The following is a 13,795-nucleotide window of genomic DNA, read 5'->3' as shown; positions in this document are numbered from 1 at the left end:
TCGAACGTGCTAATTCACGGCTGCCGGGCGCTGGCCGCGATGCCACCGCTCTACTCTCCGGAACTGGAACGGTGAGGAGAACTCCATGCGGTCGGTGCCGGCGCGGGCCCGCGTGTACATCCTGTGCGTCGCCCTGACGGGCGCCGCCTGCGCCGTGCCCGCGTTCGGCGCGCCCGTGCCCGGTCTGCCCGCGCTCGGCGCGCGCACGCCGTGGCCCGCCGTCGCCCTGCTCGCGGTGCTCTACGCCGGGTGCGAGCAGATCACCCGGTGCCGCTTCGTCGGCCGCCGGGCCCCGCGCGGCCTCGGCACCTTCTTCCCCGTGCTGCTCGCCGGGGTGTTCCTGCTGCCGCCGTCGGCCGCCGCCCTCGTCGCCGTGCCCGGCGCGCTGCTCGCCCGCGTCGAGCGGCATCCGCGATGGGTGCGCAGGCTCTGGCGCGCGGCCCAACTCGCCGTCGCCGCCTGGGTGGCGGCCCGCGTGTTCGGCGCGCTCGGCGGTCCCGGGGCCTGCGCGGCGCCCGACTTCCCGTACGTCCTGGGGCCCGCGGGAGCCGCCGTGCTAGCGTTCTCCGCCGTGCTCGCGGCCCTGGACGGCGGGGTCGCCGTGACCGCCGAGCGGGTGCCGGTGCGGCTCGCCTGGCGGGGGCTCTTCCCGCGCGCGCTCGCGCCCGTCGCGGTGCACGGCCTCGCCGGGCTGATGATGGCGGTCCTGTGGACCAGCCCCTACGGCCCGGCGGCCGGGCTGCTCGTGCTGCTTCCGATGGGCGTCTCCTGCTGGGTGTTCGCGCAGTACCACCGTGAGCGGGCCGCCCACCAGGCCACCATCAGGGCGCTCGTGCAGGCCGTCGACCTCAAGGACAAGTACACCCGCGGCCACAGCGAACGGGTCGGCCGCGCCTCGGTGCTCATCGCCAGGGAGCTGGGCATGGGCGACGAGCGCGTGGAGGTGCTCCGGTTCGCGGGCATCCTGCACGACGTCGGCAAACTCGGCGTACCCACCCGGCTGTTGCGCAAGGACGGACCCCTGACACCGGAGGAGCGCCGCGTCATCGAGCTGCATCCCGAGTACGGACACGAGATGGTGCGCGGCATCGGATTCCTGGGCGACGCGCGGGCGGCGATCCTGCACCACCACGAGCGGATCGACGGGAGCGGGTATCCGTACGGCCTCGCCGGGGCGCAGATCCCCGAGTCCGCGCGGGTGGTGGCCGTCGCGGACGCGTTCGACGCGATGACGTCCACGCGGTCCTATCGGCGGGCCCGGCCGGTGCCGGTGGCCCTGGAGGAGCTCGCCCGGTGTGCGGGGGCGCAGTTCGATCCCGCGATGGTCGGGGCGTTGGCGCGGGCGCTCGAGCGGTACGGGTGGCATCCCGAGGTCACCTCTGACGTTCCTGCCCCCGGTGGCGCGGTGCCGTCCGCGCCGGTTCTGCCCGCGCCCGCGGTGCCTGGCTCGGTGTCGGGGTGAGTGCCTCCGTTCCCTCGCTCGGCACCGTGGGCACGGCAGTGGCGTCCTGTCTCGCCGTGGGCTCCCTCGGGTGGACCCTCTGGCACGGCATCACCGAAGGGCGCGTCGCGTTCGCCTTCGGGGTGCTCGTCGCGCTCGGGGAGCTGGCCCGGTGGGGGAGCGTGCGGGACCGGGAGCCCGCGCCGCTCGGGGCCGCGGGGGCCCTGGCGTACGCCCTGCTCGGGGAGAACGCCGGGCAGCCCACGCACCACGGCGCCCCGCAGGTGATCGCCGTGGTCGTCGCGGCCGCGCTGGTCGGCGCCGTGCCGCACGTGGCGCTCGGCAAGGGGCCATCGCCCGACCACATGGCGCGCCGCGTGCTGACCGTCGCGTTCGCCGCCGTCTGTTTCCAACCCCTGTACAACTCGGGGAAGTTGAAGGAGTGGGTCGGCCACGGTCCGTACTTCGCGCTCGTCATCGTCGCGCTGCTCGTCCTGACCGCGCTCTGCGACGCCGTGCTCGCCGCGACGACGGCGCGCGCCCGCACAGGATGGCCGTTCGGCCCGCTCCTGCGGGACGAGCTGCGGGCCATGCTCGGCATCGGCTCCGCGGTGTGCGCGACGGGCGCGGTGATGGCGCTCGCGGTGGCCGTGGCGGGGCTCTGGGCGCTGCCGGTGTTCAGCGTTCCGCTGCTGCTCACCCAGCTGTCCTTCCGGCGGTACGCGGCCGTCCGCGCGACCTACCGGCAGACCATCGCGTCCCTGGCCAGGGCGACGGAGATCGCCGGATACACCCCCCAGGGGCACGCCCGCAGGGTCGCCGGGCTCAGCAGGGCCGTGGGGCGCGACCTCGGTCTGTCCGAGCCCGACCTCGTCGTCCTGGAGCACGCGGCGCTGATGCACGACATCGGCCAGCTCTCCCTGGTCGACCCGGTCCCCGCGGGCGCCACCGCGGCCCTCCCCGAGACGGAACAGCGCCGGATAGCCCTGCTGGGCGGGGCCGTGGTGCGCCAGACCGGGGTGGACTCGGCGGTCGCCGTCGTCGTGGAGCGCCAGGCGGATCCGTACCGCGACCAGCCGCTCACCGCGCGAATTGTGCGCACCGCGAACGCGTACGACGAGATGGCGCGGGGAGAAGGACCCAGGGGATCGCTCGACGGCCCGCTGCGGGCCCTGGAGCGGTTGCGCCTGGCCACCGGGCGCGACTACCAGGCGGAGGTCGTGGAGTCCCTCGCACGGGTGCTGTCCAGGCGGGGCGGCCCCTAAGGGTGTCCGGGCCGCGCGACAGCAGGGAACGGGCGGGCCTGAGGTGGTGCCGGGCTGGGTAACCCATGGGTAATGAGCGGGCGTCCGACCGTACGTGGTTGGATGCGAAGAAGAGGGTGCACGGGGGCACGGACCCCGACGCCGCGCCCTCGGAGGATGTGTCTTCAAGAAATCGTGACAGGCGGGAATCAGGCGGGAATCGTGAGGATCTTCGGCAAGGGACGGCACCGGCCCTCCGCCTCATGGCGGCAGGCGACCGACCGCGCGTTCACGCTGATCGGCGACGGCCGGTACGAGGACGCGGGGGCACTGCTCACGCGCGCGGCGGATCTCGAACCCTGGTTGTCCGAGTCCTGGTTCAATCTCGCGCTCCTGCACAAGTTCCGGCACGACTGGGAGCAGGCGCGGGCCGCCGGGCTGCGCGCCGTCGCGCTCCTGGACCGGTCGGCGGGCGCCCCCGACTGGTGGAACGTCGGCATCGCGGCGACCGCCCTCCAGGACTGGCCGCTGGCCCGCCGCGCCTGGCAGGCGTACGGCCTGAAGGTGCCCGGCGGGGTCGCGGCGTCCGGCGAGCCGACGGGCATGGACCTCGGCAGCGCGGCCGTGCGGCTCTCGCCGGAGGGCGAGGCCGAGGTCGTGTGGGGCCGCAGGCTCGACCCGGCACGCATCGAGCTCCTGTCCATCCCGCTGCCCTCGTCCGGGCGCCGCTGGGGCGAGGTCGTGCTGCACGACGGCGTCCCGCACGGCGAGCGGACCACGGCGGCCGGGCACTCCTACCCCGTCTTCGACGAGATCGAGCTCTGGGCGCCCTCGCCCGTGCCGACCTGGGTGGTGCTCCTGGAGGCCGCCACCGAGGCCGACAGGGACGCCCTGGAGCAGCTCGCCTCCGACGCGGGCTTCGCCGCCGAGGACTGGTCGTCCTCCGTACGGCTGCTCTGCCGGATGTGCTCCGAGTCCCGGATGCCGAGCGACGAGGGCGACGGCGAGCACCTGGACCCGCACGACCACAGCGAGCCGGGCCACCCGGGCCCGCTCGGCCACCGCAGCCCGGGAGCGGTCTGGGTGCCCGAGCGCGAGTGCGGCATCGCGGCGCCCGCGGGCCTGGTGCGCGGTCTGCTCGACGGCTGGGTGGCGGACAGCCCGGACTCCCGCGACTGGCGGGATCTCGAAGAGGTCTGCTGACGCTTCGCCGTAGGCTGTACCGGCACAAACTCTTGAGGGCTTCAAGGAAGGCGTACGGCGGACATGGCGCAGGACACTGAGCAGCAGTTCTCCGACGGGGTGCTCCCCGTCGACGACGAGGGCTTCGTCATCGACACGGAGGACTGCGAGGAGCGCGAGACGGCCTACCGCGAGCGCGGCTCGTCCCGGCCGATCACCGTCGTCGGCAATCCGGTCCTGCACAAGGAGTGCAAGGACGTCACGGCCTTCGACGACGAGCTCGCGAAGCTGATCGACGACATGTTCGCGACCCAGCGCGTCGCGCAGGGCGTGGGCGTGGCCGCCAACCAGGTCGGCGTCGACCTGAAGGTGTTCGTCTACGACTGCATGGACGACGAGGGCGTGCGCCACGTCGGCGTGGTCTGCAACCCCGTCGTCCAGGAGCTGCCCGCGGAGCGGCGCAGCCTGGACGACTCGGGCGAGGGCTGCCTCTCCGTGCCGACCGCCTACGCCCCCCTCGCCCGCCCCGACTACGCGGAGGTCACGGGGCAGGACGAGAAGGGCAACCCCATCAAGGTGCGGGGTACGGGCTACTTCGCGCGCTGCCTGCAGCACGAGACGGACCACCTGTACGGCTACCTGTACATCGACCGTCTCTCCAAGCGGGAGCGCAAGGACGCGCTGCGGCAGATGGAAGAGGGCACGCCGCGCTACCCGGTGGTGCCGAACGACTGACGCACGCGACGCCTGAGAGGCGTGGGAACCGCGTGACACGAGCGGCCCCTGGTCGGGAACTACTCCCCGACCAGGGGCCGTTGTCGTGAGCCGATCGGATGTGCGAGCAAAATCAGCTGCTGGTGATCCATATTCAGTCATGTAAGGGGATGTTCTCGGCACAGGGGGGTAGTGAATGGCGCAAATCTGTTCCCTGAACGGTCAGTTGTGGTGCTGAATGGAAAGCGCGGGGATACGCAACGGCGCGCGCCCGGCACGGCGGGAGGGGCGTGCGTCCTCAAGCGGCTGAAAGGGGTTCGTCCGTGCCTGCATATTCCGGGAGCACTTCACAGACACAGCCACACACACAGACGGTATCGGTCCCACCGGCGCTGGCCGTTCCGGTGATCGAGGCAGCGTTTCCTCGCCGTCTGCACCCGTATTGGCCAAAGCTTCAGGAGAAGTCCAGGACCTGGCTCCGCGAAATGCGGCTCATGCCCCCGGACAAGGTCGAGCGGTACGCGGACAGCCTGTGCTACACCGACCTGGTGGCGGGCTACTACATTGGCGCGCCGGACGAGTTGCTCACCGCGATAGCGGACCTCAGCAGCTGGTTCTTCGCATGGGACGACCGGCACGACAGGGACTCGGTGCACGGCAGGACGGCACAGTGGCGGTGGCTGTGCCGGGGCCTGCACGGGGCCCTCAACGAACCTCGCCCGTACCTGGACCACAGGGACCCGTTGGTCGCGGGGTTCGCCGACTGCGTCCTGCGGCTCTACGCGTTCCTCGGCCCCAGCTGGAACGCCAGGTTCGCCCGGCACTTCCACCCGGTGATCGACGCGTACGACGAGGAGTTCAGGAACCGGCGCACCGGCACGGTGCCCACGGTCGAGGCGTACGTCGAGCTGCGCCGCCTCACGTTCGCGCACTGGGCGTGGATCGACCTGCTCGAACCCACCGCGCGCCGCGAACTGCCGCGCCCCGTGCGGAAACACCCCGCATACCGGCGGGCGGCCCTCGCGACCCAGGACTTCTCGGCCTGGTACAACGACCTGTGCTCACTCCCGAAAGAACTCGCGGGAGACGAACTGCACAATCTCGGGATCAGCCTCATCCACCATGAGGGAATGACGCTCGAACAGGCCGTGGCGGAGGTCCACAGGCGCGTCACGCGATGCGTCACGGAATTCCTGGCGGCGGAGGAGGAAGTGCATTCATTCGCCGCCCAATTGGCGGACGGCAGTGCCGAGGGACGGAATCTCGCGGACGCGGTGGAATCCTGCGTCTTCAACATGCGGAACTGGTTCTCTTCCGTTTATTGGTTCCATCACGAATCCGGCCGCTATCGCGTGGACAGCTGGGACGACCGATCCATACCCCCCTACGTCACGGAAGGCACCGTGGCGGAAAACAAACTGGTTGGTGAGGAATGAGCGTCGAATCCGCAATACCCGCCCCCGCCGCTTCAGGACCGGGCCCGCTGCGCACCCCGCCGCTCGTCGCCGGGGGCGCGCCCTTGCTCGGCCACGCCTGGAACCTGGTGCGTGACCCACTGGGCTTCCTCGCCGATCTGCGTGACCATGGGGATCTCGTACGGATCAGGCTGGGGCCCAAGACGGCGTACGCGGTGTGCGATCCGGAACTGGTCGGCGCCCTCCTGAAGAACCCCGAGTACATCGTCGGCGGACCGCTCTGGGACACCCTGGAAGTGCTCCTCGGCAAGGGCGTGGCGACCAGCAACGGCAAGCTGCACCGGCGCCAGCGCCGCATGATGCAGCCCGCGTTCAGGCCCGAGCGGATCGCTGACTACGCCAAGGTGATGGAGGAGGAGGCGCGCGCCACGGCGGCCCGCTGGCAGCCGGGCGGCACCGTCGACGTCAGCGCGGAGATGTTCCGCACGGCGGTGCGCGTCGTCTCCCGCTCGCTCCTGGAGGTCGACTCCATCGGCGAGAAGGCGGACCGCATCAGCGAGTCGCTGCACACCGTCTTCGAGGGCCTCTACCGCCGGATGGTGCTGTCGGTCGGGCCGCTCTACCGGGTGCCGACCCCGGCCAACCGGCGCTTCGAGCGCGCGCTCGCCGATCTGCACGCGCTCGTCGACGAGATCGTCGCGGAGCGCCGTGCGGCCGGGCCCGGCGGCCCGGACGACCTGCTCGCGGAATTGCTGCGGGCCACGGACGAATCCGGGGCGCCCATAACCGATCAGGAGATCCACGACCACGTGGTTTCCCTGGTCGTCGCGGGAGCCGAGAATGTGGCCTCGACACTGGCGTGGGCGTTCCATCTCCTGACCGAATACCCGGAGCAGGAAAGGCGATTGGTTGAAGAGGTAAATTCCGTCGCGCAGGGGCGGGCGATCACATTCGCCGACCTGGGCGGGCTGCCGCACCTCCGGAATGTCGTCACGGAGGCCATGCGTATACGGCCCGCGGCTTGGATATTCACCCGCAGGTCCGTGGCCGAAACCGAGCTGGGCGGCTATCGCATTCCGGCGGACGCCGACATCGTCTACAGCGTGTACGCGATGCAGCGCGACCCGCGTTCCTTCGAGCGGCACTTGGAGTTCGACCCGGACCGCTGGAATCCGGAACGCGCCTCCGACGTCCCCGAGTTCGCGATGATGCCGTTCAGTGTCGGCAACCGAAAGTGCCCTGGAGACCACTTCAGCCTCGCTGAACTGGCCCTGATCCTGGGCACGGTGATCCCGAAGTGGCGCCTGACGCCGGTCGCGGAGACCGATACCGGTACCAAGATCGGCATCACGCTGCACCCCAAGCGGCTCGTCCTGCGGGCCGATCCGCGCTGAACGAGCGGTGTGCCCACCCCACCCCCCGTGACGGGGCGGGCACACCGGGACCCGGTTGCGCCAGACTCAGAACTCGTCGTCGAAGGAGACCGAACCCTCGACCGCGACCTGGTACGCGGAGGGCCGCCGCTCGAAGAAGTTGGTCAGCTCCTGCACGCCCTGCAGCTCCATGAAGGAGAACGGGTTCTCCGAGCCGTAGACCGGCGCGAAGCCGAGCCGCTGCAGGCGCTGGTCGGCGACGCACTGCAGGTACTCGCGCATCGAGTCCGTGTTCATGCCGGGCAGGCCGTCGCCGCACAGGTCGCGGGCGAACTGCAGCTCGGCCTCGACGGCCTCCTTGAGCATGTCCGTGACCTGCTCCTGGAGCGCGTCGTCGAAGAGCTCGGGCTCCTCCTTGCGGACCGTGTCGACCACGTCGAAGGCGAAGCTCATGTGCATCGTCTCGTCACGGAACACCCAGTTGGTGCCGGTCGCGAGGCCGTGCAGCAGGCCGCGGCTGCGGAACCAGTAGACGTACGCGAAGGCACCGTAGAAGAACAGGCCCTCGATGCACGCGGCGAAGCAGATGAGGTTGAGCAGGAAGCGGCGGCGGTCGGCCTTGCTCTCCAGGCGGTCCAGCTTCTCGACCTCGTTGATCCACTTGAAGCAGAACTCGGCCTTCTCCCGGATCGAGGGGATCTCCTCGACCGCGTCGAAGGCGGCGGCGCGGTCCTCCGGGTCGGGCAGATAGGTGTCGAGCAGCGTCAGATAGAACTGGACGTGCACGGCCTCCTCGAAGAGCTGACGGCTCAAGTAGAGCCGCGCCTCGGGGGAGTTGATGTGCTTGTAGAGCGTGAGCACCAGGTTGTTGGAGACGATCGAGTCACCCGTCGCGAAGAACGCGACCAGACGGCCGATCATGTGCTGCTCGCCCGGCGAGAGCTTGGCGAGGTCGGCGACGTCCGAGTGGAGGTCGACCTCCTCGACGGTCCAGGTGTTCTTGATCGCGTCCCGGTAGCGCTCGTAGAAGTCCGGGTAGCGCATGGGACGCAGGGTCAGCTCGAAGCCCGGGTCGAGCAGGTTCTTCTCGGAGTTGGTGGTGGAGCTCATTACTGGCAGGCCTCGCAGGACTCGGGGTTTTCAAGAGAGCAGGCGATCGCGTCGGCGTCGGGGGTCGCCTGCTGGACGGGGATCGGGGCGGCGGCCTGGGCGGTCGTGCCCGAGGCCGCGCGGGCGATGCGCGTCGCCGGACGTGAACGCAGGTAGTACGTGGTCTTCAGGCCGCGCTGCCAGGCGTAGGCGTACATCGAGGAGAGCTTGCCGATGGTCGGCGTCTCCAGGAACAGGTTCAGGGACTGCGCCTGGTCGAGGAACGGGGTGCGGTCGGCCGCCATGTCGATCAGGCCGCGCTGCGGGATCTCCCACGCGGTGCGGTACAGGTCGCGGACCTCTTCGGGGATCCAGCCGAAGCCCTGCACGGAGCCGTTGGCCTCGCGCAGCGCCTCACGGGTCTGCGCGTCCCAGACGCCGAGCCGCTTCAGCTCCTGCACCAGATAGGCGTTGACCTGGAGGAACTCGCCGGACAACGTCTCGCGCTTGAAGAGGTTGGAGACCTGCGGCTCGATGCACTCGTACACACCCGCGATGGACGCGATCGTGGCGGTCGGCGCGATGGCGAGCAGCAGGGAGTTGCGCATGCCGGTCGTGGCGATGCGCTCCCGCAGGGCCGCCCAGCGCTCCGGCCAGGTCAGCTCGACGCCGTAGTGGTCGGGGTGCAGGACGCCGCGCGCGGTGCGGGTCTTCTCCCAGGCGGGCAGCGGGCCGTTGCGCTCGGCGAGGTCCGCGGACGCCTCGTACGAAGCGAGCATGATGCGCTCGGCGATGCGGGTGGAAAGGGCGCGCGCCTCGGGGGAGTCGAACGGCAGCTTCAGCTGGAAGAAGACGTCCTGGAGGCCCATCGCGCCGAGGCCCACCGGGCGCCACTTGGCGTTGGAGCGCCCGGCCTGCTCGGTCGGGTAGAAGTTGATGTCGACGACGCGGTCGAGGAAGGTGACGGCGGTGCGGACGGTCTCGTCGAGCCGCTCCCAGTCGATGTCACCCTCGCGTACGAACGATCCGAGGTTGACCGAGCCGAGGTTGCAGACGGCCGTCTCCCCGTCGTCCGTCACCTCCAGGATCTCCGTGCAGAGGTTGGAGGAGTGCACCGTGTGGCCGGGCTCCGCCGTCTGGTTGGCGGTGCGGTTGGCGGCGTCCTTGAAGGTCATCCAGCCGTTGCCGGTCTGCGCGAGGGTGCGCATCATGCGGCCGTACAGGTCCCGGGCCGGGATGGTCTTCTTCGCGTGACCCGCGGCCTCCGCCGCGCGGTAGGCGGCGTCGAACTCCTCGCCCCACAGGTCGACGAGCTCGGGCACGTCGGCCGGGGAGAACAGCGACCAGTCCTGGTCGGCGGCGACCCGGCGCATGAACTCGTCGGGGATCCAGTGCGCGAGGTTGAGGTTGTGCGTGCGGCGCGCGTCCTCACCGGTGTTGTCGCGCAGCTCCAGGAACTCCTCGATGTCGGAGTGCCAGGTCTCCAGGTAGACCGCGGCCGCGCCCTTGCGGCGCCCGCCCTGGTTCACGGCCGCGACCGAGGCGTCGAGGGTCTTCAGGAACGGCACGATGCCGTTGGAGTGCCCGTTCGTGCCGCGGATCAGCGAACCGCGGGAGCGGATGCGGGAGTAGGAGAGCCCGATGCCGCCCGCGTGCTTGGAGAGCCGCGCGACCTGGTGGTAGCGGTCGTAGATCGAGTCGAGCTCGTCGAGCGGGGAGTCCAGGAGGTAGCAGGAGGACATCTGCGGGTGCCGGGTGCCGGAGTTGAACAGCGTCGGCGAGGACGGCAGGTAGTCCAGGCGGCTCATCAGGCCGTACAGCGCGGCGACCTCGTCCAGGGCGCGGGCGCTGGCTGTCTTTGCATCAGATGCAGTCTCCGCGAGGCCGCTCGCCACGCGCAGCATGAAGTGCTGCGGGGTCTCGATGACCTGCCGGGTGATGGGGTGGCGCAGGAGGTAGCGGCTGTGCAGGGTGCGCAGGCCGAAGTAGCCGAAGCGGAAGTCCGCGCCGTCCGCGAGCGCGGCGTCCACGAGCGCGTCGAGCCGGGCCGCGTGCTCGGTGACGAAGGACGCCGTGCGGTCGGCGATCAGGCCCTCGCGGTGGCCGACCGCGACGGAGTCGGTGAAGGAGCGCACGCCCTGCGTGGCCGCTTCCTCGCGGATGCCGATCGACAGGAGCCTGGCGGCGAGCTTGGAGTACGCCGGGTCCTCCGAGATGAGCCCCGCGGCCGCCTCGGTCGCCAGTTCCCGCAGCTCGGCCACGTCGGCCCGGGCCGACCTGCCGCGCAGCGCGGCGGCGGCGACCCGCCCCGCGTCGGCGTCGGGCAGGTCGGCGGTGAGGTCGGTCAGGGTGCGCAGCAGCGCGGTCCCTGGCGCGTCGGTACCCTCGGCGGTCGGCGTGGTCGTCGCTGACGCAGGTTCGGCAGGCGCGATGGTCACGTGGAGCTCTCCCTCGCTCGGCTCTGGGCCAGGGGAGGGAATGGTGCACGGGCGCACCCGGGCAGGGCGGCGTACCGCGTCCACCGGCCCACTCCACGAGGCCCGGACGGTCGGCACCCGGGCCGGACGGCTCGGGTGCGCTGCCGGCAGGTCCTCGGACTTGCGGGTACGACAAAGACGTACACATACACCGTTGCGGGACAGTTCCGGACTTGCACCGGATTCCCCTGCGACGACAGCGAGCACGAGCATACATCTTGTGCCGGGTTTCTGAAGCAGGCCCACATCTTGTGTCGACGCCGAACGGCCGGTGGTGCGGAGAGTGTCCTAGAACGTCAACTCGTAGGTCAGCAGCGTCAGGTCGGGGATCGGCTGCCAGTCCCGCTCCGGGGTCCGTACGAAGCCGAGGCGCTCGTAGAGCCGGTGGGCGGCACGCATCGAGGGCTGGGTGGACAGGACGAGCCCCGTGCGGCCCGCGTCCCTGGCGCGCCGCAGGCACTCCCGCACCAGGGTCTCGCCCGCGCCCCTGCCGCGCGCCGCGGCGGATACGGCCAGCATGCGGATCTCCGCCTGGTCGGCCCGCGCGATGTCGGCCATCGGCCCGCCGGACGGGACGAAGGCCACGCAGCCGAGCGGCCCCTCGTCGGCCGCGGCCACCAGGACCTCGGTCTGCGCGGCGCGTCCCGCCACGTCCCGCAGCACCGAGAGGTAGGGGTCGTCGGCCCCGAGGCTCAGATGTCCGTCGTCGAGGTATGCCCCCGCGGTGAGGTCGCCCAACGCCTCGTACTCGTCGGGGCGCGCGTCTCTGATCGTGATGTCCATGTGGCGAAGTGTGCAACAGGGGTACGACGATGGGCCGCCGGTTTTCCGGCGGCCCATGTCGGGTGTGGAAGGAGCGGGTCAGGGGATCAGTGCCCGGCGCCGGCCGTCGCCTTCGGCAGGTCCTGGACCACGCCGGGATCGCCCGCGTCCGCCGTGTAGTCCCCGGGCGAGGTCTCGTCGATGCCCTCGGGGGCCTTCAGCGCCTTCAGGGCGAAGGTGAGGACCACGGTCACGATCACGTTCAGGACGAACGCGGTGAGGCCGATGTAGCCGATCTCACCGATGCCGGGGATCGTGTCGGACGAGCCACCGAAGTGCTTCTGCGTGGGCGAGGCGACGCCGTACGCCGCGAGCGTGCCGTAGACCATGCCGACCGCCCAGCCCGCGAGCAGCGCCCAGCGGTGGGGCCAGCGGGTGAACAGGCCGCCGACCAGCGCGGGCATCGTCTGCAGGATCCAGATGCCGCCGAGCAACTGGAAGTTGATCGCGACGGTCTTGTCCATGGTCAGGACGAAGACCAGCGCGCCCACCTTCACCAGGAGCGAGACCAGCTTGGAGATCTTGGTCTCCTGCTCGGGCGTCGCGTCGGGCTTGAGGAAGTCCTTGTAGATGTTCCTGGTGAAGAGGTTCGCGGCCGCGATGGACATGATGGCGGCGGGCACGAGCGCGCCGATGCCGATCGCGGCGAAGGCGACGCCGGTGAACCAGTCGGGGAACATGTCCTCGAAGAGCTGCGGGATCGCCAGCTGGCCGTTGTCGACCTTGATCCCGGCCGCGATCGCCATGAAGCCGAGCAGCGCGAGCAGCCCCAGCATCAGTGAGTACAGCGGCAGGATCGTGGTGTTGCGGCGGATCACGTTGCGGCTCTTGGAGGAGAGCGTCGCCGTGATCGAGTGCGGGTACATGAACAGCGCGAGGGCCGAGCCGAGCGCCAGCGTCGCGTACGTCCACTGGCCCGCCTCGGGCGGCGCGAGCGCGCCGCGCGGCTTGTCGGTGGCCGGGTTGGTCTGCTCGAAGGCGTGACCGGCCTTGGCGAAGATGTCGTCGAAGCCGCCGAGCTTGATGGGGATGTAGATGATGGCGACGATGATGACGAGGTAGATCAGGCCGTCCTTCACGAACGCGATGAGCGCGGGGGCGCGCAGGCCCGAGGAGTACGTGTAGGCGGCGAGCACCGCGAAGGCGATGAGCAGCGGCAGGTCCTTGACGAACCAGTTGGTGTCGGGTCCTCCGCCGACGCCCATCACGTCCAGGACGGCCTGGATGCCGACCAGTTGGAGCGCGATGTACGGCATCGTGGCGAGGATGCCGGTGACCGCGACGGCCAGTGAGAGCCCCTTGGAGCCGAACCGGCCGCGGACGAAGTCCGACGTGGTCACGTACCCGTGCTTGTGCGAGACCGACCACAGGCGCGGCAGGAAGGTGAAGATCAGCGGGTAGACGAGGATCGTGTACGGGACGGCGAAGAAACCGGCCGCGCCCGCCGCGTAGATCGCCGCGGGGACGGCCACGAAGGTGTACGCCGTGTACAGGTCGCCGCCGAGCAGGAACCAGGTGACCCAGGTGCCGAACGACCGTCCGCCCAGGCCCCATTCGTCCAGGCTCTCGGTCTCGGCCTTGCGCCAGCGGGCGGCGAGGAAGCCCATCACCGTGACGGCGATGAAGAAGAAGATGAAGACGGCGAGCGCGACGCCGTTGACTCCGTCGTTCATGAGCGCCCGCCTTCCTTACGGGCGCGCTGGTCACGCTGCCACAGCTTGTACGCGATCATCGTCAGGAGCGTGGAGATGAGCACCCACAGCATCTGGTACCAGTAGAAGAACGGGATGCCGATGAAGGTCGGTTCGATCTTCGCGTAGGAACTCACCCAGAGCATCGCCACGAACGGCGCGACGAGACAGAGGGCGATGACCACCCGGACCGGTGTGACCACCGGTCGGCTCACTTCAGGCGCATCTGACATGTCACGGCTCCGCTCCCTCGCTTATCCCACCTTTAACGTGCGGGAAATCTAAGCGAGAGTCTTGATCTATGGAACCCCCGTCCGGATAACGGACGGGTCAACAGTGCGTCAATG

General features: G+C 70.3%; 11 protein-coding genes and 1 riboswitch. Of the genes, 6 read left to right on the top strand and 5 right to left on the bottom strand.

What is annotated here, in order from left to right:
* Nucleotides 1-85 precede the first annotated feature (85 nt).
* The 6 genes from CP970_RS14320 (at nt 86) to CP970_RS14295 (ending at nt 7,390) form a co-directional block, all read left to right on the top strand.
* Nucleotides 86-1,462 carry an HD-GYP domain-containing protein gene (locus CP970_RS14320; RefSeq protein ID WP_055551123.1) on the top strand — a complete coding sequence of 459 codons (1,377 nt, stop codon included), beginning with the start codon at nt 86-88 and terminating at the stop codon, nt 1,460-1,462.
* Nucleotides 1,459-2,706, top strand: coding sequence for an HD-GYP domain-containing protein (locus CP970_RS14315; protein WP_055551121.1), 1,248 nt, complete (start codon nt 1,459-1,461; stop codon nt 2,704-2,706). The genes CP970_RS14320 and CP970_RS14315 overlap by 4 nt, the downstream gene beginning before the upstream one ends.
* Before the next feature lie 201 nt (nt 2,707-2,907).
* Nucleotides 2,908-3,888, top strand: coding sequence for a tetratricopeptide repeat protein (locus CP970_RS14310; RefSeq protein WP_055551119.1), 981 nt, complete (start codon nt 2,908-2,910; stop codon nt 3,886-3,888).
* Between the two features lie 63 nt (nt 3,889-3,951).
* The gene (def, locus tag CP970_RS14305) at nt 3,952-4,602 is read left to right on the top strand and encodes a peptide deformylase (RefSeq protein WP_055551117.1); all 651 of its coding nucleotides are present in this window, start codon (nt 3,952-3,954) and stop codon (nt 4,600-4,602) included.
* A gap of 302 nt (nt 4,603-4,904) precedes the next feature.
* Complete coding sequence (gene cyc1, locus CP970_RS14300) at nt 4,905-6,017, top strand: epi-isozizaene synthase (RefSeq protein WP_079043749.1); 1,113 nt, start codon at nt 4,905-4,907, stop codon at nt 6,015-6,017.
* On the top strand, nt 6,014-7,390 hold the full coding sequence (locus CP970_RS14295; protein ID WP_055551113.1) for a bifunctional albaflavenone monooxygenase/terpene synthase: 1,377 nt from the start codon (nt 6,014-6,016) through the stop codon (nt 7,388-7,390). The genes cyc1 and CP970_RS14295 overlap by 4 nt, the downstream gene beginning before the upstream one ends.
* Before the next feature lie 66 nt (nt 7,391-7,456).
* Here CP970_RS14295 and CP970_RS14290 read toward each other — a convergent pair whose 3' ends face one another.
* From CP970_RS14290 to CP970_RS14270, 5 genes are all read right to left on the bottom strand, one after another.
* Nucleotides 7,457-8,479, bottom strand: a complete 1,023-nt coding sequence (locus CP970_RS14290; RefSeq protein WP_055551111.1) for a ribonucleotide-diphosphate reductase subunit beta — start codon at nt 8,477-8,479, stop codon at nt 7,457-7,459.
* The gene (locus CP970_RS14285) at nt 8,479-10,896 is read right to left on the bottom strand and encodes a ribonucleoside-diphosphate reductase subunit alpha (protein WP_055551109.1); all 2,418 of its coding nucleotides are present in this window, start codon (nt 10,894-10,896) and stop codon (nt 8,479-8,481) included. The genes CP970_RS14290 and CP970_RS14285 overlap by 1 nt, the downstream gene beginning before the upstream one ends.
* A 128-nt stretch (nt 10,897-11,024) precedes the next feature.
* Nucleotides 11,025-11,148, bottom strand: a riboswitch (cobalamin riboswitch).
* A gap of 75 nt (nt 11,149-11,223) precedes the next feature.
* Nucleotides 11,224-11,718, bottom strand: a complete 495-nt coding sequence (locus CP970_RS14280; protein ID WP_055551107.1) for a GNAT family N-acetyltransferase — start codon at nt 11,716-11,718, stop codon at nt 11,224-11,226.
* Between the two features lie 86 nt (nt 11,719-11,804).
* Nucleotides 11,805-13,430 (bottom strand): monocarboxylate uptake permease MctP, encoded by a 1,626-nt coding sequence (gene mctP / locus CP970_RS14275; protein ID WP_055551105.1) that lies wholly within the window; start codon nt 13,428-13,430, stop codon nt 11,805-11,807.
* On the bottom strand, nt 13,427-13,681 hold the full coding sequence (locus CP970_RS14270) for a DUF3311 domain-containing protein (protein WP_079043748.1): 255 nt from the start codon (nt 13,679-13,681) through the stop codon (nt 13,427-13,429). Before CP970_RS14270 ends, mctP begins: the two co-directional genes overlap by 4 nt.
* Nucleotides 13,682-13,795: the final 114 nt, after the last annotated feature.

The sequence above is a fragment of the Streptomyces kanamyceticus genome (genome assembly GCF_008704495.1).
Classification (GTDB): domain Bacteria; phylum Actinomycetota; class Actinomycetes; order Streptomycetales; family Streptomycetaceae; genus Streptomyces; species Streptomyces kanamyceticus.
Note: the sequence above shows the minus strand (reverse complement) of the source record. Positions and strands in the feature narration are given on the sequence as shown.

Coding starts and splice junctions, on each gene's coding strand:
- CP970_RS14270 (WP_079043748.1), bottom strand. CDS start 13,681: ATGTCAGATGCGCCTGAAGTGAGCCGACCGGTGGTCACACCGGTCCGG.
- CP970_RS14320 (WP_055551123.1), top strand. CDS start 86: ATGCGGTCGGTGCCGGCGCGGGCCCGCGTGTACATCCTGTGCGTCGCC.
- CP970_RS14290 (WP_055551111.1), bottom strand. CDS start 8,479: ATGAGCTCCACCACCAACTCCGAGAAGAACCTGCTCGACCCGGGCTTC.
- CP970_RS14280 (WP_055551107.1), bottom strand. CDS start 11,718: ATGGACATCACGATCAGAGACGCGCGCCCCGACGAGTACGAGGCGTTG.
- def (WP_055551117.1), top strand. CDS start 3,952: ATGGCGCAGGACACTGAGCAGCAGTTCTCCGACGGGGTGCTCCCCGTC.
- mctP (WP_055551105.1), bottom strand. CDS start 13,430: ATGAACGACGGAGTCAACGGCGTCGCGCTCGCCGTCTTCATCTTCTTC.
- CP970_RS14295 (WP_055551113.1), top strand. CDS start 6,014: ATGAGCGTCGAATCCGCAATACCCGCCCCCGCCGCTTCAGGACCGGGC.